Here is a 23,699-nt window from a genome sequence, read left to right as displayed (position 1 = left end):
CTACGGCCTACATACTGGCGATCAGGGAAATGTGCCGTTGCCACAATGCTTCGCAGCGCTGCAGTTTGTGTTGTCGGCCATGGTGCAGCTTGCCCAATTTGCTGCGTTGCAATGATTTTATCAGCCCAGGCATCGCCCCGCGCGTCGTGCGGCACCGAACGCGCGGGGCGATGCCCACGCGGCTAAACGAACTAACACGTGTTTTCCGAGACCAAAACTCTTCACGGCGTTGGGATCGACCTGTATCCACGTTACAGCGAGCTGCTCCAGCAGGAGCTTGGCCCCGAAATCCGCAATCGGTCCGATTCGGACTGAGGCACCCAGACAGTTCATCTGATATGGTTGAGCGAGCCAAAAAGTTGATCGAATCAAATCCAGCGATCAAGAATCGAGTGAAGCGAATTGAAAAGCGTTTGTCCCCGAAACCCGAAACCCGAGTCTGACCCCGTGCGAAGCACCTGTCTCGAAACCAGAGTCTGACCCCGTGCGAAGCACCTGTCTCCTGCCTCTCCAAAGCCGGTTTGCGTTCGGCGAGCGACACGCGACCGGATCGATGCGACAACTCTCGTTTTTTTATATTCTCGTGATCCATTTCCGAAAGGGTACTCTGATGCGAATGTGGTTAGTTTCTTGCATGTTTTTGGTTGCCGCGATGTCACATGCCGATGAATGGTCGCCGCCCGAAGATCCGGATCCAACCTTGATCTTGCGAGAGGCCAGTGCCGATGCCACCAGTGGCGACTATGCCCGTGCGCTTGCCAAGCACCTGTGGTATCACGAGAACGCGACCAAGTTGCAACGGAGCCAATCAGGCGTACGTCGCTCGTTTGCGTTGAGCTACTGGTTGAAGCTGGGCGAGGCCTATCCGCCGGCGTTGGAAAAGTTTCGAGAAATTCGCGACGAGACCGAAAAGAGAATTCGAGACGAAGATCAGGTTCGCGTTCAGTTTGACGACTTCCACGACTTCACCGCGATGAACCGAGTCTTGAGAGAGCCAGAGCGAACAGTCAAAGCATTCAAATGGCTCAGCGAAACTGATTCCGAGGATGCTAGTCGTGTTTATGGAATCTCGGAACCCGCGTTGATAAATCAGAAAGAATACGCGTTGTGCGGCAAGTACATTGAACCCGAAAAACAGGTCGATCGTATCGAAGATCATTACGAGAGGGGTCTGAAGTCAGCCGAGAAATTTGGCAAGCGTCATTTGGATTACGTCGAGAAAAAGATCGTCAACGAGTCGGCTTTGTTGGTTGCGATCCTGGTTCAAAACAACCGAACAGAAGAAGCGGTCGATGCAGCGACTAAGTTGAAATCCCTGGTGAGTGAAGGAGAACTGCGAAAGAAGCTTACCAAGGAAATCGATCGGGCACTTTCCGGCACAGTGCCAAAGCCTTGGCCCTAGCTCCCCGCTACTCTTTCTGCTTATACGCAGATTCAAAAGGTGAGTTGCCCTGCCATAGCTCCCCTTCTGCATTGCTTGACCCGCTATGCGATAGACAGAACAGGGACAGGTCATGTTGATGATGGGTCGGTGGCGCACGGCGGCGTGATTTTTCGCTCTGCTTGCACGCTTGGCGGGAACTGCGGGGACACGGCACAGTCGGTCGTCGTGGTGCCCTGTCCCCAGGAATCGTCCTTCAGTTGCGAACCGAAAACGAACGGGTTTTCGATCTACCGTTGAAAAATTGGCAGCATCTGATTGGGGACACTCAACGAAAGAATGCAGAGGGACGTTGAGTAACAACTGCCGTAGACGCGGTCGAACTTCTCAGGCGGCCAGGAGCCATTGGGCTGTTGATTGGCTAACACGGCTTTGACGAGCGTTGGAAAAAACTGTTCCCAATACTTCCCGCCCAGTTGGAACATTGCTTGGGTGCAAACCACGGCCCCGTAATGGTATCGGTCTGGCGACCAATAGGATCCGTAAAGAGGTTTGTCTGCGTTGTAGTTGGAAAAATCATGTTGCAAAATCCATTCGCCTGATGCGAGGGCCTCTTTGGAATCATGCTTGCCTGCATGAGCCATCGCCAACACACCCGCTCCGGCCATCGCCCGTGTAATGCTGCTGCGTCGTCCAACAGCGTATCCGTGAACCTTTCGATCACTGTCGTTTAGAAAACAGTTTTCGATATACTTCACTGCCGCCTCAATGCTTTCTTGCGGCACATCGAATCCAGCATTCTGTGCCGAGCGCAAAAACATCAGTTGCCATCCGGTGATTGAAAGATCTGACTTAATGAAATCAAGTTCGTCCAAGTACCGCCAACCACCAACATCGTGTGCAGCCTTCTGGCCCCACTTTTGCATTTCCAACGTTGCTGCGATCGCTTTTTCGATCACTGGTGCAAGCAGTTGTGCTTGATCGGCATTGCATTGACCATAGACCTCAGCCAACGCCAAGGCGGAAATTGCGTGGTTGTAGACTGCGGTTTGACCGACTCGCATGTGGTCAACATTTCGTGAAATTGGAATTCCACTGGGTGCGATGGTAGCGATCAAGCCATTGTCTTTTTGTTGAGCCATGATGTACTCGACAGCCCGCGAAAGGCTTTGTCGGTATTGTCCATCGGCGGGACTTTCTCCTTGCGCCAAAAAAGCCATCAGGCAAAAAGCGGTTATCGCAGGTTGCCCCTGCGGGATTGCTTCAAAGCCGCCGTTGCCTTGTTGTTTGGTTGCTAACCACTGAAGCCCTCGCTCGACCGACCCGTCCAACTGCGTCCACTGATCCTTTGTCAGCACCCGAGTACTGGGAGCCTTGCTGCTGAAAACGGGGCTGCTGACGTCTGGGCTGCTGATGTCAGGGCTGGGCTTCGTCTTCTCTTGTGCGAACCCATCATTGGCCGAGTAAATGGTGACGGCCAAAATCATGCCCAAGCGAAAAATCATCATTTTGCCTTTTAAGCGGTATCTTTTTAAGATCCAAATTCCCAAGGTAGCAATCGCTCCACGAATCTAAATCCCTCTCGTTGACTGTCATAAAACTAACAAAAAATGACAACGATCACCGGATGTAAGATCTAAATCGAGAAAAGCAGATTCTTTTCTGGTAATTTTAAGAATGATTTGGTGGGTTTGTCTGACTTGTAATAAACACCGACCTTGGATCGATCCAGACAACGATTTTCGATCTACTGGAGAGAAAGCATCGGACCAAACGTACTGCCTTGCGAACAAACCAACATGACAAACGTCCAGGACGACAACCTGAGACCGAGTCGCGACGCTGCGGGTGCGCCATTGTCGTCCGAGCCGGACTCGCAGTTGTTGCGTTTGATGCAGTCGGGCGATGCGGAGGCTTGGCGAACGCTCTATCACCGATACCTGCCGTCGGTGTGGCGTTATGCTTGGCAATTAGTAGGCGACCAGCAAGTCGCCGAGGATTTGGTCGCCGAGTCCTTGCTGGCGATGTGTCGCAAAGCACACGAGTTTGATCCTCAAACGTTTCAATTGCACGGTTGGCTTCGAGGGGTGATCCGTCACAAGGCGATGGATCACTACCGTTCCAAAGGGCGATTATCCGCGGCACTGGATCAACGAGCCATGTTGCAGCAATCCATCGAAACGCAAAGGCAATCCGACAATTTTCCATCGGCACGTTTGGAGCAAGCAGAGAGAATCAACATCGTGCTGTCAGTGCTTGAAGATTTGGACGCGGCCAAATCCCAATGTCTGGAATGGAAGTACATCGATCAATTGCCGGTGAGGGAAATTGCCGCGAGACTCGACTCTACTGAAAAGGCAGTCGAGTCACTTCTCTATCGTGCAAGGCAGGAATTCCGTGAACGGTTCGAACAGCGAGAACATGATGGCGATGAGAGTACGAAACATGCCTCGTCCGCAAAGCCTTTCAACAACGGGGCGGCCCCGTGAATCCAAATGACGACCAAACGTTCGTTCGACAACGGCTAGATTCGATTGACCAACCCAAGCCAATCGATCCGAAATTCGTTGAGCGATTGTCAGATCGACTCGATGCAGAGTTCGTGACCGTATCAAGTGATGGCAGCAAGTCACGCGGAATCGGTGAAGTGTTTCCGGTTGATGCTAAACGAACTGGGCGGATGCTACGTTGGCCGGGAAGCCTTGCCGCTGCTGCGATTTTCTTGGGGATGTTTTCGTTCTGGATCGGTCAACCGTTAACCAGTTGGGCGGAAATGATCGAGGCACTTCGATCGACACCGTGGGTGCAAACCGATTCGGGACGAACCAGCAGTTGGTTCTCCGCATCAAATCAGGTGATGGCTATGCGTAATACGAATCAAACCGTTTTTGCGTCTCAGCGTTCCGGAACCCAACTGAAATACGTTCGTGAAGAATCACGGATCTACCAAACCAATGCAGGCGAGGCTTGGTTGCCCTTGGAACGCGAACTAATCGCGTGGTTGCTGGCCAGTTCGCAAGGGAACAACGATTCATTCAGCAGGTCGCTTGTGCCGGAAGACAACTTTACTTTGGTTTCCGAGTCTGCAAGGAGCATCGACGACGCCTCGGGACGTTGGCTGGAGCTAACGGTTGCATTCGAGTCGAACCAACAACCCAGTCGAGCATTCACTGCAGTTTTTCTGCTGGACCCGAGAACAAAATTGCCGGTTTCATGCCGCGTCCACCAAGGGGCATTGGCGTCTGCACGTGTGATCGCACCAAGCAGTTGGCAGCAGGTCAGTTTTGACTATCCAAGCGAAGGACCAGCAAACATCTTCGATTTGGGAATCGCCGCCGACACACCGATTGAGATGGCGGATTCGGATTCAAATTCTGGAATCGTTTCAACGAACCCACCAACTGCAAAACTTGCGATATCAGAGGAACAGCCTGCCAAATCTGAACCAGCATCAACAACACTGTCATCAGAAGATGAGAAACCGGCAGCAGATGCTACTGAAAAGAACAAGGCAGTCGCATCGAATCCCAAAGCCACCGCTGTAAGCAATACAGATCCACTCGTTCCCATTCCAGACACTTTGATCGCGATGACAGAGCGAGTTGATCAGTTGTTGGAAAAGCTGTGGGCGGAAAACGATGTCGTGCCGGTCGGTCTAGCTTCGGATGAAACGTTCCTGCGCCGGGTCTACCTGGACGTGATCGGGCGAGTCCCCTCGATCGCAGAATACGATCAGTTTTTTGAATCGGATTCGCTGACGCGTCGCCGCGAGTTGATCGACAAGTTGCTGGACAGTCGCGAGCACGCGCTACATCTGGGTGGTGTTTGGAAACGGGTGCTCGTTCCGGATGACGAAACAGCAATTTCGCGTTTGGGTGGATCGGGCAAGTTGGAAAAGTGGCTGGCGGATTCATTTGCAACCCATCAGCCTTACGATCAGATGGTTCGCAAATTGTTATTGGCGCAAGGTCGAGTCAATGAATCGGGACCGTTGCTGTTTTACGCAGCGGCGAAAATGAATGCGGAAGAATTGGCGGCTCGCACGTCGCGTTGTTTTCTTGGCATGAGGATGGAATGTGCCGAGTGTCATGACCACCCGTTTGATCATTGGTCGCAGGAAGACTTTTGGGGCCTGGCTGCCTACTTCGCTCAGATTTCTCGCCCACAAGGTAAGATCGAAATGGTCAGCCCAGTGTTGCGTGTCCGTGACGCAGACTTTGGCGACGTGAAGCTGCCTGAAACCGATGTCGTGATTCCACCAAGCTTGCCCATCAACCGGAACGGTGAACACGGCATGGATGAATCCGACCTTGCGATGTTCGAAGACATCGTAGCCACCGGACTTTCACGTCGCGAACAGTTGGCCGCATGGATCACTCATCCGCAGAACAATCATTTTTCTCAAGCAACGGTCAATCGCATCTGGGCTCATTTGTTTGGTCGAGGTATCGTCGATCCGGTTGACGACATGGGCGGCCACAATTCGCCGGTAAGTCCTGAATTGCTGAACCAGCTTGGACGTTACTTTGTGAAAACTGATTTCGATTTGCAATCGCTGATGCGGGTCTTGCTGAACAGCCAAGCCTATCAGTTGTCGAGCGAAAATCAGAACAAAGCGGCACAACGCGAAGTCAACTTCTTTGCTCGCATGTCACTAAAGCCGCTGACCGCAGAACAGCTCTACGATTGCTTGGCAATGTCCACCGGCCGAGCCGACTTGGGCAGCGGAATGAGTGCATCAGTGCAATCGAAATCTGCGCCCAATGTCGATCGCTTTTCGGATTCGGTTCGCACTGCATTTTTGGCCCAGTTTCGGACTTCGATCGATCAGCGAACAGACTACCAAGGCGGAATTCCACAATCGCTGACCCTGATGAACGGGCCCATGATCGCGTCGGTCACCAAGGATGCCCCCAAAGGCATTTTGCGAAGTTTGTCGTCGCCATTCTTTGACGATGAAACCAGAATCGAAAAACTGTTTGTCGCAACGCTGACTCGAAAGCCAACCGAACAAGAGCGAACTCGTTACGCTAAGTTTTTGAGCAGCCAACCGGCGGGGGCCCAACAAAGTGAAACATTGGGCGACGTACTTTGGGTACTACTAAACAGCACCGAATTCACGATGAACCACTAGGAGCAAAGTGATGCACCGTCGAAGCATTTTTCAGGCAGCCGCGACCGGCGTTTGCACGGTTACCGCAAGTGGTTGGATGCCCGCATTCGCCGATCGGGTCGCGGAGGATCCGAATCGTCGCCGCCACTGCATTGTGTTGTGGATGGGCGGTGGCCCAAGCCAACTTGACACCTTTGATCCCAAACCGAATCACGAAAACGGTGGTGAATTCGGCGAGATCGTGACCAATGTGCCTGGTATTCGCATCAGCGAGCATCTTCCTCAATTAGCCAAACAGGCGGACAAGTTAGCCATTGTCCGAAGTCTCAGCACCAAGGAAGGCGACCACACTCGCGGCACGCACCTCATGCAAACCGGGCAGACGCCGATGGGGGCGATCGACTATCCGTCGATGGGTTCGGTGTTGGCTCGAGAGCTTGGCGACACGAAAGACGCGCTTCCAAACTTCATCAGCGTCGGTCAGGGGCAACTCTTTTCAGATTCTTCGACCGGGTCGGGCTTTCTGGGGCCTCGTTACAGTCCGCTTCGGGTGACCGGATCGGGTGGTCAATTTCAGCGTCCCGGAAACGACTCGAATCAAGATTCGTCTCGCAACTTCGCCAGCTTAAATGTCCCCGGTCTCAGGCCTCCAGCGGGCGTGGAAACGGATCGAATGGCGAGGCGGTTAGACCTGTTAAAGTCACATCAAGCATCGTTCGTTGGCCAACACGTCTCACCCGCTGCTTTGGCACATCAAACAGTTTATGAAGGAGCCGTTCAGTTGATGAACGGCGATTCTGCGTCCGCGTTTGATCTGTCGAAGGAGCCTAAAAAGCTTCGACAAGATTATGGTGGCGGCGTTTTTGGACAAGGCTGCCTGTTGGCAAGACGATTGGTCGAACATGGTGCCGCGTTCGTCGAAGTGAACCTTGATAGTTCAACGACAGCCAGCGTCGGCTGGGATACGCACTCCAACATTTTCGAGTCCGTGAAATCATTGTCGCAGGAACTCGATTCAGGCTGGGCCACCTTGATGCGTGATCTGGAAGACCGCGGGTTGCTGGAATCGACAACGATTCTTTGGATGGGAGAGTTCGGTCGCACGCCCAACATCAACAGCCAGGGCGGACGCGACCACTTCCCACAAGCCTGGACCTGTGTGCTGGGTGGTGGCGGAATCGCGGGCGGGCAAGCCTACGGACGCACCAGCGCCGATGGGGTGCATGTGGAAGAAAACAAGTGCGGGGTCGGCAACGTGCTGGCAACGCTGTGTTCCGCATTGGGCGTCGATCCAGCAACCCAACACGAAACCAATACCGGCCGGCCCGTCGCGATTGTCGATGCAGACCCCATTGATGATCTCCTGGCATAGAGACCGCGATCTCATCTTCTCACCACAAAACCTAATCACGCAAATCCTTGTTGCACCTCCCTGACAGTTCGATCGATGCATCCACCCTAGCGGCCAGCTACCGATCTGGTTTCATCGGATTGGTGTTGGCCGTTGTGTTGACAACATGCGCGAACGTGAAAGTGTCGCACGGACAATCAAGTGATTCGGTCCAGCATATTCCTGTTCAGGTTCTGAAAACGACCACGAAGAATTCGTTGATGCCCGGCTATCCGGGCTACGCGACCAGCACGACACGGATCGATCCGCTTTCGCACTACCAACGTTCTCGGCTGGGGCGTTGGGAAATCGCCACCGAATCCGATCCTAACGACGCGTTGTTTGGCATCGAGTTAACGACTCCGTCCGGCCCCATTTATCTTCGATTCGAAACGACCATCCATGGAAAGGCATTCCGCGCTGATCGAGAAAGAACGATTGATGACTTGCTAGAGCTTGCGAGCATGGCCAAAAAAAATGAAGCAAGCCGAGACAAGCCAAATGAGCAAAACCAAGACACCTTCGATAAGTCTGCAAGCGAAAGTTCCCCGCCACCCAAGAATCTGGCCCCCAAGGCCTACATCAAGGCTTCCGTCCACCAACGATTGGCTTCCTACGCTCGTTCACGGGGCGACCGACTGACGCGGCACGAACTACGTCGCCGTTTCGCAGACATTGCTGGCGGCCCCGCGTTGTTGAAGACCACTTACGAATTTGGATCACAAAGACACGAGACCTTGCCCCTGTTTGCTTTCCTGGACACCAACCAGGACGGTTCGATTTCTTCACCGGAGCGTGACGCTGCGCTAAACGCATTGAATGATTGCGATGCGAATTCCAATGGGCGACTGGATTGGTTTGAGCTGAAGCAGGGCATGAACTCTCGGACCACTCATCGCAACCGAAGTTCAGAATCCGTTCGTTGGAAATCCTGGGACGCGAATCAATCCAAGCTTACCGCTGACTTGAACATCACGGTTTCTTTTCACAATGACACGAAAATTTCAGGCTTGGCGGTCAAAGAATGTCACTTGGACGAATCGTGGAACCTATCAACAGCAACCATGCAATCACTGGACGCAGATTCGACAAGCAGTCAGATCGCTCTGCTTTCTCGCCCCCATTTCGCCATTGCGATCAATGCAGCTCAAAACGATAGCAGTCACAAAAAACCTGACCAGGTTTCGATTGGCGTGGTACTGGAAGCGAACGCGTTGTTCCAACAAGTCGACAGCGACGGCAACTGGACGCTAAGTGCCAACGAACGCCGTCGCGTCAGCGAGATCATCACGGCGCTGGACGACAACGCCGACGGCATCCTGACCACCGCCGAATTGCCCGTCCTGGTGCGACTGTGCGTCGGTCGCGGCGTCAGCGCTCATCAAGCTCTGTCAGATGACATTACAATCACCCGAAAGTCCGAGCAAAAAAATCGGCAAGCCATTCAGAATTCCCCCGCTTGGTTTTCCAGCATGGATCAAGACGGCGATCGAACATTGACACGAGAAGAGTTTCTTGGCGTTCGCGAATCATTCGACAAAATCGATGCAGACCAAAACGATCGATTGTCAGTCGAAGAAGTTCTAAACGCCCAACCAGATTGAACAGGCCAGATAGAACGTTCGACGAAAGAACGTCCCCGAATCGAACCGTCGCCGATGTCAAACGCAGAACACAACAGCACGAATCAATAACTACCTCCCTTGTCCAACTTCGAGGCATTGATGAATCATCCCGAACCTGTCATCACGAATCACTCATCACCCGCGGAAGTTGAGCGAGCGGTCGAACAAATCCATCACGATTATCGAGCGTTCTGCGATCAACTTAGTGAGACCATCGTTGGGATGGAGGATGTCATCGAGCAGCTAACCATCGCGATGATTTGTCGTGGTCACTGTATTTTGCAGGGCATGCCGGGTTTGGCGAAAACGCTGCTGATCTCGCAAATGGGACAGTTGTTGCATTTGAGCTTTAATCGCATTCAGTTTACGCCTGATTTGATGCCGGCCGATATCACCGGCAGCGAAGTGTTGCAAGAAGACCGATCGACAGGCAAACGCGAATTGCGATTCATCAAAGGACCGATCTTTTGCAATTTATTGCTGGCTGACGAGATCAACCGCACGCCTCCCAAGAGCCAAAGTGCTTTGTTGGAAGCCATGGAAGAACGCCAAGTGACCATCAGCGGTGAAACCTATCCGATGGCATCGCCGTTTTTTGTGTTGGCGACGCAAAACCCGATCGAAGTGGAAGGAACCTACCCGCTTCCAGAAGCTCAACTGGACCGTTTTCTGTTTAAGGTCAACATCGACTATCCATCGCGGGCGGATGAAAAAGAGATCTGTCGCCGCCAAGTTTCCAGTCATCGCCCGCAACCTACGCCCGTCATGGACGCGACTCGAATCTGCCAAATGCAGACGCTTGTACGCGAAGTGATCGTTGGCGATCCTGTCTACGAACTTGCCTTGGACCTAGTCCGGGCTTCGCGACCCGACGAAGGTCGTTTGCCGGACTCGTTGAAAAACATGATTCAATATGGTGCAGGCCCACGGGCCACGATTGCTCTTTTGATGGCAGCCAAAGCGAGAGCGATCTTAAACAAGCGAGTTCACGCAACAACCGATGACCTGATCGCGATCGCCCGACCTGTTCTACGACACCGTTTGGTTCCCACGTTTAACGCCGAAGCCGCCGGCGTTGGTATCGAGCAGATGATCGATGACTTATTGGCGTCGGTGGTCTAACCATGATCAACCGTGTCCAGAACTTTATTCAATCCATCAGCCGCGGAAGCAATCGTTCGCAGCTTGATGCCCCGGTGGCGATCAATCAGTCCAACCAAACATCAACGAACGATTTACTTGACCCAAAGGTGCTATCGAGCATCGGCGGTTTGGATTTCGTGTCGCGCATGATGGTCGACGGCACGATGTCAGGCATCCACCGATCGACTCACAAGGGCGGGTGCAGCGAATTTGAAGACCATCGTCCTTATGTCAATGGAGATGAATTGCGACACATTGATTGGCGACTGTTCGCACGACGCGACCGTTACTACATCAAACAGTTTCGGGACGAAACAAATTTGCAAGGATGGATCGTGGTCGACACCAGCGGCTCGATGCAGTTCGGCATGGCGACGGTATCCAAATTCGACTACGCCCGCACGGCCGCAGCTTGTTTGGCCCGGCTGTTGCTAAAACAAAGAGATTCAGTCGGGCTTTCGATGCAGGGCAAAGGTCGATCGATCTTCCTTCCCGCTCAACCGCGATCGAGTCACTTTCAAACTTTGTTGCAACATTTAACGCAGACACAGCCCGAAGGCGCAAACGGGGTGGAGGCTTCGCTGGACACCTTGTCGCATCGCATGCGGCGAAAAGGTTTGGTGATCATTTTCTCGGATTGTTACGGCGACATCGAGCCGTTGGTGACGCGTTTGAAACACCTGCGGACGCGAGGCAACGATGTGATCGTGTTTCAAATCATCGCCCCCGAGGAACTTACACTTGACCTTCCAGGCGGTGGTGAAGTCATTGATCTTGAGAGAACGCTACCGTCGATGGAGGTCGATTTCGCAAGAATTCGCAATGCTTACCAAGCCAGCTATCAGCAACACATGAATGATTTAGGCGAGGAAATTCGCAAGACTGGCTGCGACCACATCGTGATCACGACTGATCAACCGTTGGCGGACGTGTTGTCGAAATACTTGCTGCGCCGCCAATCCATGCACGGCAAAGGAAATTAGCGATTCCAACCGCCGCGACCGTCACTTGCCCGACTTCCTTTTTTACGCTTGATTGATGACCTTTCTCAGCAGCCTTTTTTTGTTTGCTCTTCCGTTGATCGCGGTCCCGCTGCTGTTGCATTTTATGCGGCGGCGTCAGCGGAATACCATGCACTGGGGTGCCATGCGATTCATGCAGGCCGCAGTCAACGATCGACGACGCATGCGATTTCCCGAATCGTTACTGTTGTTGCTGGCTCGTTGCTTGTTCGTCGCCGGTTTGGTGTTCGCGCTCGCTCGCCCAATGGTTCTTTGGGGCAGCAGCGGTGGTTCTTCCAACCGCGAGCTGATTGTAATCGTCGATGACTCCCTCTCGACCGCTCGGCGATTCGGGGGCAACCCCGTGTTTGATCAAATCCGTAACGCTGCACAGGAAACGATCTCTCAATCGCCCAAGGACCTACCTTTTCAGTTGATGTTGGCCAGCGGAGGTGGGCGTTGGGTTGGCGATCAGCCGCGATTGGCTGAATCATTGCCAGGAAAAAGTGCGTTGGCGGAACTAGCCAACCACCACGCGACTCTGGGAACGGCGAATCTGATGGGCTGCGTGCAAAAAGCGATCAGTGCCGCAGGCGATCGCGAAACTTCAACGCGTCCGCGTCCAGCTCAACGCATCGTTGTCGTTACCGACGGCACGACACCCGCTTGGCTCGGTTCAAGTCCAGCGACGCTTGCGCGATTGCGATCGATGATCGATGAAAGCAACTTGCCAGTGCAGATTCAAGTGCTGGAAATCGAATCGGCATCCAGTTCGTTCAGGAACCTGTCGGTGATTCAATTAAATTCCGACAATGATCGAATTGGCGTGAAGGAATCGGTGCGGATGAGTGCCGAGATTCGCAACACCGGGACGGTCGCTTCAGACGCCTGTCAACTGGCGTGGCAACTGGACGGAGAAGTGGCGGGTCACAGCAGCGTAACGGGTCTGAAACCGGGCCAATCGACCGAAGTGTTCTGGTCGGCAAAGTTAAAGACCGAGGGACCGGTCGTGGTCGATGGAAGATTGGAACAGGAAAAACCAGACGATTTGCCGGAGGACTCATCAGCGACCAAGATCATTGAAGTTGTTCAGCAGATCCCGATCTTGTTTGTCGACAATCAGTCCCCGTCCGCCACTACCGATCTACAATCTCAGCAGATCAAATTCCTAACCTTGGCTCTCGGCTATCAAGGCGAGGAAGCGAGTGGAGATTACCACTCTGTTTTTGCACCAACGATCATTTCCGCGACCGAGGTCGGCAGCGAAGACTTGGCGAAATACAGTGCGATCATCGTGGTCGGCACCAACAATGAATCGCCAGAATTTTCCGACCTCCTGTTGCCAGAAGTACGCCGAGGTTGTGGCGTTTGGGTCATCATCAGTCCAGATCCCGATGTTGATGCATTCAACTCTTGCTGGTTTCAAGATGGCAATGGGCTAAGCCCGTTGCCGCTCGTTGATTCGCCCAAGGAAAAATCCCCCGATGAAGCAGAGGTGGAAACCACTGCCATACGCATCCATCCACCTTCAAAACAGCATCCGGCGAATCGAGTTTTATCCGACCAGCAACGCATTGATTTGGATCAGGTAACAATAAAGCAGCACGCGATGTTTCGCCCGTTGCTGTTGGGGGATGAAGTGTCAATTCCTCTGCGATCAAGCAACGATGTGCCTTTGGTGGTCGAAAATTCGATTGGTCAGGGACGAGTTCTGTTTCAAGCGGTTCCGATCGCAATCGAAACGACGAATTGGCCGGTGACAAACAGTTTTGTCGTGACGGTCCATGAATGGATCACATACTTAAGTCAACCGTCGGCGACAAATTTGAACTTGTCAGCGGGATCCCCGTTGGTCTGGAAATTTGCGGATCGCAGTTCTCGACCAGCCTTGCTCCGCTTTCCCAACGGCACCAGCATTGATCTTACCGAAGACCCGCAATCGCACGGCGTCGATCAGCCTGTCGGAACATTTCGCTTCTTTGAAACTCGTTTGCCAGGACTGTACCGGGCCAAGGCGTCCGCGATGTCCAGCGATCCAATTGAAATCCCGTTCTACGTCCAACCCGCTCGCGAAGAACTATTGGCCCAGCCGTTACTCGCGGAAACTCGTTCTTGGCTAAAAGACATTGGCCAGTTCGATCTAGCAAATTCCAGTAAAGACTTACAAGAAGATGCCCAAACATTCTGGTTGCAATACAGCCCTTCGGCATCTAGCACCGGCGGTTTCCCAATCTGGCAATGGATTCTGTTGTCACTGGTAGCCTTGTTGATATTCGAATTGCTGTTGGCGGGCCGCGTGAGCCAACGCCGAAGTGGAGTCAGCAACACTGCGGCCAAACAGTTGGAATGGATTCAGCAATCACCCGGCTATCGCTAGTTCCCAAAAAGCAGCATGAACACTGAAACAATCCAACAACTCGTCTTTGAATGCGGCCTGCAAACGCCGACGGTCGTTTTACCAGCAACCGCATTGCTAATGCTTTGTGGGTGGATGTTGGTTCGGGAACGAAAGGCGATCGGGCTGGGTTGGGCACTTGGATTCTGGTGCTTGCGGGCGATCGCGTTGTGTGTGTTGGTGTGGATGTTCCTGCAACCTGCTCGGATGACAGAAACCAGATCAACGTTACCCAAATCGGTTGCGTTAGTCGTCGACAACAGCGACAGCATGAATGTCATCGATCCAGTAATTGAAGGGCACGGAGTTCGTTGGCAACTGGCGAACCTGGAATCCGACAACACCGATAACTCTGATGATCGCGATGCCCAAGTCGCACTCGATTCAGCGACCTTGGCACTGGATGTTGCCCAATCGCGATGGACCTTGGCCCAGGCTCAATTGCAAACAGGTTCCAATTCGACGGCACTGAGAGAAAGATTTAACGAAGTCGCATTTGCACTGAATCGCGCGTCGATCCTGCTAGGCGAGCGTTTTTGTGATCACTGGAACGATTCGAGCGACCAAGGACGGGCCAAGGACTTTGCCATGCAATGTGATGATTTGGCCGAGTTCGTGACTGAACTTGACTTGAAGGAATCAAAGGCCAACTCACGCGATCGAATTCAAACCTCATTGGAGTATCTGCAAGCGTTAGTGAATCTCAATCGACTTACCAAGACTTGGTCTCGAGTAGTGAGCGATACGATTTCTCAATCGATGCCGTCATCCGAACGCGTCGATCGGCGTGCCGATGTCATGCAGTTGGTGCGGCAAACTGAAAGCAACGAATCAGGAACCGACAATTCGCATGTGAGCATTCAACGATTTACGTTTGACGAAGAACTGAAGCCGGTTTTATCGCCTCATCAATGGCCGAAACCTAGAAACATGGATAGTGACGAGAGTGAGTTTGACGTTGATAAAGAACAGGAAACGCAGACGCCTTCGCCAACGAACCTGACCGCTGCGATCACGCAAATCACGCAACTCACCCACCGTCAATCGATCCAGTCCGTCGTTTTCTTGACCGATGGGGCACACAACGCTCCCGATACCGCCAGTCCAGTCGACGCCGCAAGAAAACGAAATGATTTGTCAATTAGTTTTGTCCCGATCGGCAGCCTGAAACGTCCCCGTGATGTGTCGCTCTACCACGTCGGCCACCCGCGTTCGGTGATGCTTGGTGACAAAATCTTGATCGAGACCTTTGTTTCTGCGAGTGGTTTCGAAGGCCAAACAATTGACCTGCAATTGCGAGCCGACGACGAATTAATTGATCAGAAGCAACTTTCGGTGGATTCTGAAATGATGGACTTGAGGCACTCTTTCACCGTGCCGACAAATCAGCGGGGTTCAATCGAATTTGAGCTGAGGATCGTACCGCTTGCGGGCGAGGCATCGACGACGAATAACCGAGCCATTTTTCGCGTGGGCGTGGTGCGAGCAAAGATCCGCGTCATGCTTGCTGATCGAATCAGCCGCTGGGAATACCGTTATCTCGATCAATTACTTTTTCGTGATGAGCACTTGGAACATGAAATGATTCTGTTCGACCCGCGTTTGCGTGCGACTGGCAAGCTTCAAGACGAATCAGCCTTGCCGGTCACCTCGCAAGCTTGGAATGACTACGACGTCGCGGTCATTGGCGACCTGACGCCGGATCAGTTTCCTGTCGAATCCCAAGAATCGTTGGTTGAGTTTGTCAAAGAAAAAGGAGGCGTTGCGATTTTGATCGCCGGGCGCAGCGGAATGCCCGCTGCGTTCGAGGACCAACCGCTGGCAGGTCTGTTACCTGTTCAGAAATCTGAATCCGGTGCAATGGCAGACAAATACCACGTTAGCGTCAACCGATTGGCGACTGATCTGGAATCGGTCTTGCTGGACGAGTCAAAGCCGAAATCAGAACTGCTATGGAAGCAAGTTTTTGAGGAGCAACCGATCACATGGTTGTCGCAGTACTCGGTCCCTCGTCCGTCAGCCCGCCGATTGTTGGATGCCGTTCCCGCGGATGCAATCACGTCGGATGGCAGGAATCTTGCGACGGATCCAAACGCCAAGCCGACATGGCTGTGCTGGCAGCAATTGGGTGCTGGACGAGTAGTTTTCTTGTCGGCACCGGACACCTACCGACTGCGTTATCGGCGTGGGGATCGTCTGCATCATCGTTTTTGGGCACAACTTTTTCGCTGGATCACTTCAAGCGACCCAGGCAGCGACAGTGGGCTGGCTAGGTTATCAACCGACAAGGTTAGCTACGACGTGGGAGAATCTATTCTGGTTTCAGTGTTCCTGTCCGAACCTTCCGGGGAACCGGTCCAGAACGCTGAATTGCAAGTGTCATTCCAAGGCGGACAACAGCAACCGCAAGGGTTTGAATTGGCAGCCGACGAAACGCAACCTGGGCGGTACGTTGCCAAAGTTGATGACTTGCAGGCGGGGGCCTACCGCGTCTCGTTGCAAGACAATCCGGATAATCCAATTGGCATCGGCGCAAAGGTGGAAACCTTTGTCAACGTGGTCACGTCGCCTGGCATCGAGCGTGTGAGTACGACTTGCAACCGACCTTTGATGAAACAAATCGCTCAGGCCAGTGGTGGGTATGTGATTCCACCAACTGCGTTGGCGGAATGGTTGACGCTTCAAGCTGGCATGCCGGAAACCATCTCGCAAACCGAACGGGTTCCGCTTTGGAATCGCTGGTCTTGTTTGTGGGTGGCGATGGGTTGTTTGGTTACCGAATGGTGCGTACGAAGAATGAAAGGTTTGACATGATCAACCAAACTTGGAGGAAGCAATGATTCAAGAAACCATGCACACACCGAACCAAGAAACGATCCTGCGGCAGGTGAACCAGGTTCGTCGGTCCAAGCAAATTCGCGATCGGCGATATAGCTGGCTAGTAGGTGCTGCAGTGTTGGCGATCATGATGTTGGTTGCGATGATTGTTGAATCTCAGTTGAACTTGTTTAGCTACACGCTGCGTTTCAGTTTGAGCTTTCTGTCGCTGGTGGCCGCCATCCTTTGCACCTGGACGCTTTGGAAACGTGGAACGCACAGCAATGAACGATTGGTGACGGCGGCGAAGGATATTGATGCGACTTACCCTGCGTATCAGCAGCGAGTATCAACCTTGATGAGCTGCCACGAAGATCGCCTGGAATCAAAAAACTTGTTTCATCCAGCGATGTTGAATCGATTGACCGAAGAAACGTTGACGGTGCATCAAGGTGTCGAGAGCAAACCGATCGTCACGTACCGGATGCTGAAGCTTCCGATGGCGTGTTTGGCATTGGCTGCGGTGACGTTGCTTGGGATGTTCGCTTGGGACACACCCAAAACGTTAGTTCAGTTGGGCCGTTTTTTCGCGCCATGGTCAAACTTGTCTACGACCAAAGTGACGGCAGTCGAAGCCGATCATGTCGTCGCTCGCCACGAAATGTTTAAGTTAACGGCCTCGCTTTCAGGGCGACCTGTTGATGAGGTCGCATTCATTTCCAATCGCCTGGACAGTGCAAATCCCTCCACAACTCGACTGTGGCCATCCAAGAATGACAGCTCCGTTGCCCGCCTTCGACCGTCCAAAGCACTCGAATCGTTCAACTATCGGTTTCGCGCTGGAGATGGCCAGACGGATTGGCATCGGGTAACGGTGGCCGATCGACCGAAAATTGAAGATCTGACCATGCGGATCGTCCCGCCGGCATACACGGGCAAACCAACGCAGACTTTCCAACGCTTACCGAAGAAATTGAGAGTGGTCGCGGGCAGTCGTTTAGAAGTCGCAGTCAAACCCAAGACGTCGGTGCGGACGGCACGCCTGGTGATGGGGAAAACGGACTGGATCTCGATGGCACTTTCCCCCAGCGGTTTCTATGACGGATCGCTTGAATTGCGACAGCCAATCAAAGTAGAAGTCCAATTGACAGAGCTGCATGGCCTGGTCAATCGTCGCGCACCGGAGTGTTTCTTGCAGGTGGTGCCAGACCAAGTTCCCAAAATCAAGATTGTCAAACCGACCAAGACTGCTGTGCTTTTGCCGGACGAGGCGATCGACATTCACTTTGTCGCAACCGACGATTTCGGCGTTCAGGAAATGGCATTGCGAGTGACGACGCAGCAGGCCGATGACTTGGAAGCCAAAGTACATGAAGTCCCAATCCCGATTGCACCGAACACAGATCGACGCCGAATCAAAGGCGTCGTTCAACTGGATTTAGCTCAGTTTGATCTAAAGAACGGCGACAAGATTCGTTACGAAATCCGCGTTAGGGATAACTTCCAACCTCTTCAAGATGCGTCCCAGCAGACTGGATTGCACCCGATGAAAGACGTCGAAATGGTTCAAGCGGTCTCGCCACAAAAGAAAAACGATGCAACCACTCGAAAAGAATCGCCTGGTTTGCCAGATCCGAAATCCATGAAAGGTGAAACAACCAAGCCATCATCACCTTCATCCGCAATCGGGAAATCAGCCTCATCGACACAGAAAAAAAATCCAACCAACGCAAATCAACCGCCTTCATCAACTTCGCATGCAAATGCAACTTCGCATGCAAGTGCACCTTCGCATGCAAATGCACCTTCAAGCCAAACGAGTTCGTCACAACGATCGACCTCATCGACAAAACCTGCGAGCGAGAAAACTGCTTCGACCGAGATGCAGCGATCCCGACCAGAACTCATCGACAAAGAACCAACAAAACCTGCGAGCGATCCGGTCAGAATGGCAATGCGTTCCTTGGACGTGGGAGGCCAATCCTCCAGCAGTGGCCAGCAACAGATTAAGGTCGACCAGTATGCGGGCGGTTTCAATTCTGACGACCGTCAAAAATTAGAGCTTGCGATCTCACCAACACTCGATTTGCTCAGAAATTCCTTGACCAGCGCTGGAAAGAGCGTGAAGAGTGTCATGTCAGGGCCAACGGTCGATCAATCGGCTGAGTTAGCTTTCACAAGCGCTTCCGATAAATTAAAAGCGGCTTCCGAGGCCGTCATTTTGCTTAAGGAGAAAACCAAGAACACGCCTTATGCTTTTGTTGGCTTGCGATTGGAATCCATCCGTTCCGCGGATGTCGCCCCGGCGTGGTCGGAAATTCAAAAAGCCATCAACACACATGACGAAGCTCGTTTGCAGCATGCACGTACCGTCTGGAATCACATCAGCCGCGCCCTGGCAACGCTGGCGAAAATTGATGAGCAATTCGATCAAGTCAAACGCAACCTAAAGCGTGCGGACGACATTTTAAAATTCAAAAAGATGCACCGGGTCTTCATCGAAAATACGCTGGCGATGCTTGATCCTGAGAGCTTTTCACTCAATGGACAAAACCGTAAGGGTGCTGAATTTGATTTGGACGAAGAGTACCTGAAGCGGCTAAAGGAGGTGCTGCAAATGCAGCAGGACATGATGGCCGAACTCGCCCGCATCTTGGCTGACGATCCCAAATTGCTACGCCGTTACATGAACCGCATGAACCAACGCACCTGGAGCATCCGCGATCAATTGACCCTGCTTGCCAGCGAGCAACGTCAGCTGTCTAGGCAAGTATCACAGTGGTCGGCCGCTGCAGATCAGCCTGACGAACTAGCAAACCATCTGAACAACGCCACAGAACTGCATTTGATTGAAGTCGAAAAATTGGCCAACGAACTGGCTGACGTTCGCAATGAGTTCTTATCGTGGTTGCCGCTGAAAGAAGACGCTGAAAAAAATGAGTTTGCTGACCTCGTCACCCACTTTCGATCAACGGGCAGTGCCTTAACCGAAGTTGTGGCGGACGTTGAGACCATGATCTTGGACGGAACCTGGGGGTCAGATGCGTCTGGAAAACTTGAACCGTTGTTGTCGAAGGCAATCCTGGTTGAAAAGCAATTAGACAACGTGGCTCAGGCCTTGAGACGTCTCAATCGTTCTTCAACTCAACCCGAAGTCGTCAACAACACGGCGCGACGGTTACCAGAATTAGAGAAGGTTCAGCAGGGACTGCAGCGATGGACGGGCAAGTTGGACTTGCTGCAAGAGGGTCTTGTTCACGAAGTCTACTCGGTTGAACAGGAAGACCAGCGGCAACAGATGCTTCAGTATTCCGTAAAGCTCGCTTCCCTAGAAAGCCAATTGGTGGCCGCACTGCAGAACCAAGACGGGACATTACCTGTCGGTGTCGGTGCTAAAACAAAAGAGCTGCAAAAGTCTTTGGATGTAGAGATTCCTGCGGCGCAATTGTTTGCGGCTCAAACGTTGCTGGATGCCGACTCGACTCTGGCCAATCGCCAGCAAGAATCCATGACACAAAAATTCGATCAAGCCGAACAAACATTTGATGAAATCCTGCAAACGATTGCCGACGAACTAGACAAGATTCCACCGGAAGACCCCATCGCATCGTTGCTACGCGACCCGACACTCGACCAGATTCTTGCTCAATTGGAAAACGAACAAGACTTTCTGGAAGAGCTTGGGATTAGCAGACGGCCCAGCAACCTGCGGATCATGGGTGACTGGTCCAATTACCGCGGCGGAATGTCGAGTCGGCTGAACCAATTGCAGCAACGCATGGGGCGTCTAAGCAACTTGGCTTATCGCAACGCCATGAATCGTGCTCGCGTTAAAAACCCATCGAACCAGCCAAAGTTAGCGAAGGAAAACCAACGTTGGAATTTATTGGTTGGACAATTGGGCGACGACATGCTGCAAGGCGACAAAAAGAATCCTCCGGAACGCTATCGCGCAGCAATCGAGCATTACTCTGATCAAATCAGCAAGCTAAAAAACGCCCAGGCCAAAGAGTAGCCAAACAAGGCAACCGGGCGAGGCCATTGCCCAGCCATTGCCCAGCCATTGCCCGACCGGGCCTTGCCGGCCCCTGCCGAAAGAGCGTACCTGACAGCTTGCAGTCCGTACCGTTGCAGTCCAGTTGGTAATCATTGACACAACACTTCTCCGCGATCACCTGCATTTGCATAAGGATGTTTTAGCGATCCTTAAAAGTAGGCCGTAGCAAAGTGTGCCGTAATTGAGCACCGAACGATCTGATTTCGCGAGATTCCGCCAATCGTTCGGTAATAGCCCCAATTGGTAGCAGCGTTACTTTGCTGGTTTGGCGAGTCGCTTGATATCGTCGGTGGAGAGTGCTTGGTGGAAGATTGCGAGTTCGTCAATTCGGCCGTGCCAATAGCCGGGATTGCGGGCGTCTGGTCGATCTCCCTTGGGGTTAAGCTTCACGCCGATCCCCATTCGATCGGGTCCGTCCACGGCAACGCCGACACAGGGCGTTGAACCGACAGCTTCGCCGTTGCGATAAAGAGTCAACGTCCGACCATCAGCAACGAAAGCGACGTGTTGCCAGCCTCGAAGCGTCAGCGGGGTGCCCTCACGAATCTTCGCGATTTTGCCTCGTTCGTCACGAACCTGAATTTCCAAATCGCCGTCGTCTTCGTGCAGTCCAAAGTGAAATTGCCCGCCCAGCCCTTCATTTTCAGAAGTTTCTTGCTGTTGATCATCCAGCACCAGTTCGACCGCCCAGTGCTTCGCGATCGCGGCCCAGCGCGGCCTACTATCGGCGCGGACCCAAGCGCTGACTGAAAGTTGACCAGTTTCAGATTTGGGGTAGCCGTCCACGGTTGCGTAAGCTTCTCGTGCCGGCCCATCCAAACGAATGGCGCTGCCGACTCGTCCAGGTGCGTAAATCGGTGTATCCATTTGTTCGTAATGCAAGTGTCCCCTCAGCTTCGCGGATCCGTTTCCGACCAAAGTCAGTCCATCGCGATTGGGTGCCATTTGAAACAACACTCTTGGGGCAAGTTCAGCAAAAAGTTCTTCGTAGCGACCGCTCTCGGAATCAGATTCCGACAAGCTTCGCATAAAGCGATCCTTCGCAATATCGATTCCCTGCGGAACGACTCCGTTTCCTTCCACCAACGTCGCCTGATCGGTGACAAGCCGGACCGCATCGGTATTCTCCGGTGCACGCTTTGGTTTCACATCGACCTCGCCACTGTGAACATGCACTTCGCTTGAATCATCTGACAATACAGAAACAGAAAATTCAGTGCCGTAGTCAGTCACGTAGGACGATGGCGTATCAACAACAAAGCCTTTGCCTTCGGGCGAGACTTTTGCAGAAATCTTACCACGATGCAGCACGACCCGATCCTTGGATTCAATCTCAAACAAAGCGGGCGACTCAACAATCATCTCGACACGATTCATGAATCGGATTTCAACCAGTCCATTGCTCAATTCGTATCGACCGTTTCGTATTTCGTCATCCACCGACAAATCAAGCTTCAACCCAGGCACAGTCAACCTTGCTCCGACCTTGTTGACCAAAGAGGCAACCACCGATCTTGATTCCCACGGCGTTGCGATCGCTTGGATTGGCGGCGAAGCGTCCTGACTTACCGACGTACCAAGCTTGGATTGATTAGCGAGACTGTACAGCGTCGATGCGACAAGAATGGTGGTCGCGGCGATGGCCAAGCCTTTCCAACGGCGTGTTACGTTGTGCGAAGAAACCATTCGCTGAGTCGTTTTAGATCCAGCAGTGGTCGGGTCCGAATCGAACGCCACCTCGGGAAGCACACCATGTTCCCACGCCAACATCGCGTGCAGTTGGCAAAATTCGACATAAAATTCTTGTGCCTGTTGGTCGTCGCGCAGAAGATCAGACAGCTTGACGCGTTGCTGCGTTTCCAACCCTTGATCGAGTTGAAGTTGCATCAGCTCTTGCAATTCAGCACGTTTTGATTCGTCCATCACTTTGCCTCCTCTGGAAGACAATCGCTGACGCAGGCCATTAAAGCTGCACGTGCGCGAAAAAGTATTTGTTTAACAGCGTTCACGTTTCTGTCGGTTTCCGTTGCAATAGCGTCCAATTTTAAGCCTTTCGAATAACGCAGGCGAACAAATTGACGTTGATGTTCAGTTAGTTTTTCTAGGCAATGACGAAGGAGTCGCTGGCGAATTTCAAACGTCTCGTCACTGCTGCTGGGCACATCAGCGATATCGCGAAGGACGTCTTCATCGAATACCAATCGATCACGTTGTATTCGTTTTCGATGGGCGAGAACTTGAAAGTAGGCGATTCGAAAGGACCAAGCGATGAAGTTGGTCCCAATTTCAAAGTCCTCTTCCTTCTGCCACAGAATTTGATTGGTCTGCTGCAGAACGTCATTCGCTTGATCTGGGTCGAATGTCAACGAGAGGATGTACCCGTACAGCCGAGACTGATTGCTCGTCAAAAGCTGGATGAATTCAGGGGTTCTCATCTCAACCTTGCCAATCGCCATGAGTCTCAGACCGTTTTTGAATCGTGACTTCCACCAGCCCCGCTTTCTATCCGTCTGATTAAAGATAGCCACCACAGTGATTTGGTTACTTGCGAACCGTGGAATATCTAGATCGCGGAAATCTGAATGGCAGCTTAGCGACAAACGCAAACCTGCCGATTCCCTCGTAAGCCGCTTTCCGGCGCAGTCTGCTAGATAATTGCGAAAAAAACCCGCATTAAGCGTAACCATACGCATTGCTTGGCTTTTGGCAAACACGTGGAAAGCTCTGGTAACGAGCTTCGTCGTATTCATTTTACCTGGTTCGCTGTTGAGTACGAG

13 protein-coding genes are annotated in these 23,699 nt (G+C 52.6%); 10 read left to right on the top strand and 3 right to left on the bottom strand.

Going from position 1 to position 23,699, the window contains the following annotated elements; genetic code table 11:
* Positions 1–610: 610 nt before the first annotated feature.
* Positions 611–1,402, top strand: coding sequence for a hypothetical protein (locus tag RC85_RS07945; protein WP_149752785.1), 792 nt, complete (start codon positions 611–613; stop codon positions 1,400–1,402).
* A 269-nt stretch (positions 1,403–1,671) separates the two neighbouring features.
* On the opposite strand, the gene RC85_RS07940 is transcribed toward RC85_RS07945, so the two are convergent.
* Entirely contained in the window at positions 1,672–2,886 is a 1,215-nt protein-coding gene (locus RC85_RS07940; protein ID WP_149752786.1) for a prenyltransferase/squalene oxidase repeat-containing protein, read from the bottom strand.
* A gap of 294 nt (positions 2,887–3,180) precedes the next feature.
* Here RC85_RS07940 and RC85_RS07935 point away from each other — a divergent pair, with 294 nt between their 5' ends.
* From RC85_RS07935 to RC85_RS07895, 9 genes are all read left to right on the top strand, one after another.
* Entirely contained in the window at positions 3,181–3,870 is a 690-nt protein-coding gene (locus RC85_RS07935) for an RNA polymerase sigma factor (RefSeq protein WP_149752787.1), read from the top strand.
* Positions 3,867–6,515 carry a DUF1549 and DUF1553 domain-containing protein gene (locus tag RC85_RS07930; RefSeq protein ID WP_068260842.1) on the top strand — a complete coding sequence of 883 codons (2,649 nt, stop codon included), beginning with the start codon at positions 3,867–3,869 and terminating at the stop codon, positions 6,513–6,515. Before RC85_RS07935 ends, RC85_RS07930 begins: the two co-directional genes overlap by 4 nt.
* A gap of 10 nt (positions 6,516–6,525) precedes the next feature.
* Positions 6,526–7,866, top strand: coding sequence for a DUF1501 domain-containing protein (locus RC85_RS07925; protein WP_068260840.1), 1,341 nt, complete (start codon positions 6,526–6,528; stop codon positions 7,864–7,866).
* A gap of 47 nt (positions 7,867–7,913) precedes the next feature.
* Positions 7,914–9,488 carry a hypothetical protein gene (locus tag RC85_RS07920; RefSeq protein WP_068260837.1) on the top strand — a complete coding sequence of 525 codons (1,575 nt, stop codon included), beginning with the start codon at positions 7,914–7,916 and terminating at the stop codon, positions 9,486–9,488.
* Between the two features lie 120 nt (positions 9,489–9,608).
* Positions 9,609–10,631 carry an AAA family ATPase gene (locus RC85_RS07915; protein WP_068260834.1) on the top strand — a complete coding sequence of 341 codons (1,023 nt, stop codon included), beginning with the start codon at positions 9,609–9,611 and terminating at the stop codon, positions 10,629–10,631.
* Positions 10,632–10,633: 2 nt separating this feature from the next.
* Complete coding sequence (locus tag RC85_RS07910; protein WP_084422466.1) at positions 10,634–11,635, top strand: DUF58 domain-containing protein; 1,002 nt, start codon at positions 10,634–10,636, stop codon at positions 11,633–11,635.
* A 55-nt stretch (positions 11,636–11,690) separates the two neighbouring features.
* Positions 11,691–14,030 (top strand): BatA domain-containing protein, encoded by a 2,340-nt coding sequence (locus tag RC85_RS07905; protein WP_068260833.1) that lies wholly within the window; start codon positions 11,691–11,693, stop codon positions 14,028–14,030.
* A gap of 15 nt (positions 14,031–14,045) precedes the next feature.
* Complete coding sequence (locus RC85_RS07900) at positions 14,046–16,862, top strand: hypothetical protein (protein ID WP_068260832.1); 2,817 nt, start codon at positions 14,046–14,048, stop codon at positions 16,860–16,862.
* A gap of 22 nt (positions 16,863–16,884) precedes the next feature.
* The gene (locus RC85_RS07895) at positions 16,885–20,880 is read left to right on the top strand and encodes a hypothetical protein (RefSeq protein WP_068260826.1); all 3,996 of its coding nucleotides are present in this window, start codon (positions 16,885–16,887) and stop codon (positions 20,878–20,880) included.
* Between the two features lie 294 nt (positions 20,881–21,174).
* On the opposite strand, the gene RC85_RS07890 is transcribed toward RC85_RS07895, so the two are convergent.
* Both RC85_RS07890 and RC85_RS28410 read right to left on the bottom strand, forming a co-directional pair.
* Complete coding sequence (locus RC85_RS07890; protein WP_068260823.1) at positions 21,175–22,845, bottom strand: LamG domain-containing protein; 1,671 nt, start codon at positions 22,843–22,845, stop codon at positions 21,175–21,177.
* Positions 22,845–23,672, bottom strand: coding sequence for a sigma-70 family RNA polymerase sigma factor (locus RC85_RS28410; RefSeq protein ID WP_235033303.1), 828 nt, complete (start codon positions 23,670–23,672; stop codon positions 22,845–22,847). Before RC85_RS28410 ends, RC85_RS07890 begins: the two co-directional genes overlap by 1 nt.
* Positions 23,673–23,699: the final 27 nt, after the last annotated feature.

Origin of the sequence: Rubripirellula obstinata (assembly GCF_001642955.1) — a bacterium.
GTDB classification, from domain to species: domain Bacteria; phylum Planctomycetota; class Planctomycetia; order Pirellulales; family Pirellulaceae; genus Rubripirellula; species Rubripirellula obstinata.
Note: the sequence above shows the minus strand (reverse complement) of the source record. Positions and strands in the feature narration are given on the sequence as shown.

Coding starts and splice junctions, on each gene's coding strand:
- RC85_RS07900 (WP_068260832.1), top strand. CDS start 14,046: ATGAACACTGAAACAATCCAACAACTCGTCTTTGAATGCGGCCTGCAA.
- RC85_RS07915 (WP_068260834.1), top strand. CDS start 9,609: ATGAATCATCCCGAACCTGTCATCACGAATCACTCATCACCCGCGGAA.
- RC85_RS07925 (WP_068260840.1), top strand. CDS start 6,526: ATGCACCGTCGAAGCATTTTTCAGGCAGCCGCGACCGGCGTTTGCACG.
- RC85_RS07935 (WP_149752787.1), top strand. CDS start 3,181: ATGACAAACGTCCAGGACGACAACCTGAGACCGAGTCGCGACGCTGCG.
- RC85_RS07905 (WP_068260833.1), top strand. CDS start 11,691: ATGACCTTTCTCAGCAGCCTTTTTTTGTTTGCTCTTCCGTTGATCGCG.
- RC85_RS07895 (WP_068260826.1), top strand. CDS start 16,885: ATGATTCAAGAAACCATGCACACACCGAACCAAGAAACGATCCTGCGG.
- RC85_RS07945 (WP_149752785.1), top strand. CDS start 611: ATGCGAATGTGGTTAGTTTCTTGCATGTTTTTGGTTGCCGCGATGTCA.
- RC85_RS07940 (WP_149752786.1), bottom strand. CDS start 2,886: ATGATTTTTCGCTTGGGCATGATTTTGGCCGTCACCATTTACTCGGCC.
- RC85_RS28410 (WP_235033303.1), bottom strand. CDS start 23,672: ATGAATACGACGAAGCTCGTTACCAGAGCTTTCCACGTGTTTGCCAAA.
- RC85_RS07910 (WP_084422466.1), top strand. CDS start 10,634: ATGATCAACCGTGTCCAGAACTTTATTCAATCCATCAGCCGCGGAAGC.
- RC85_RS07890 (WP_068260823.1), bottom strand. CDS start 22,845: ATGGACGAATCAAAACGTGCTGAATTGCAAGAGCTGATGCAACTTCAA.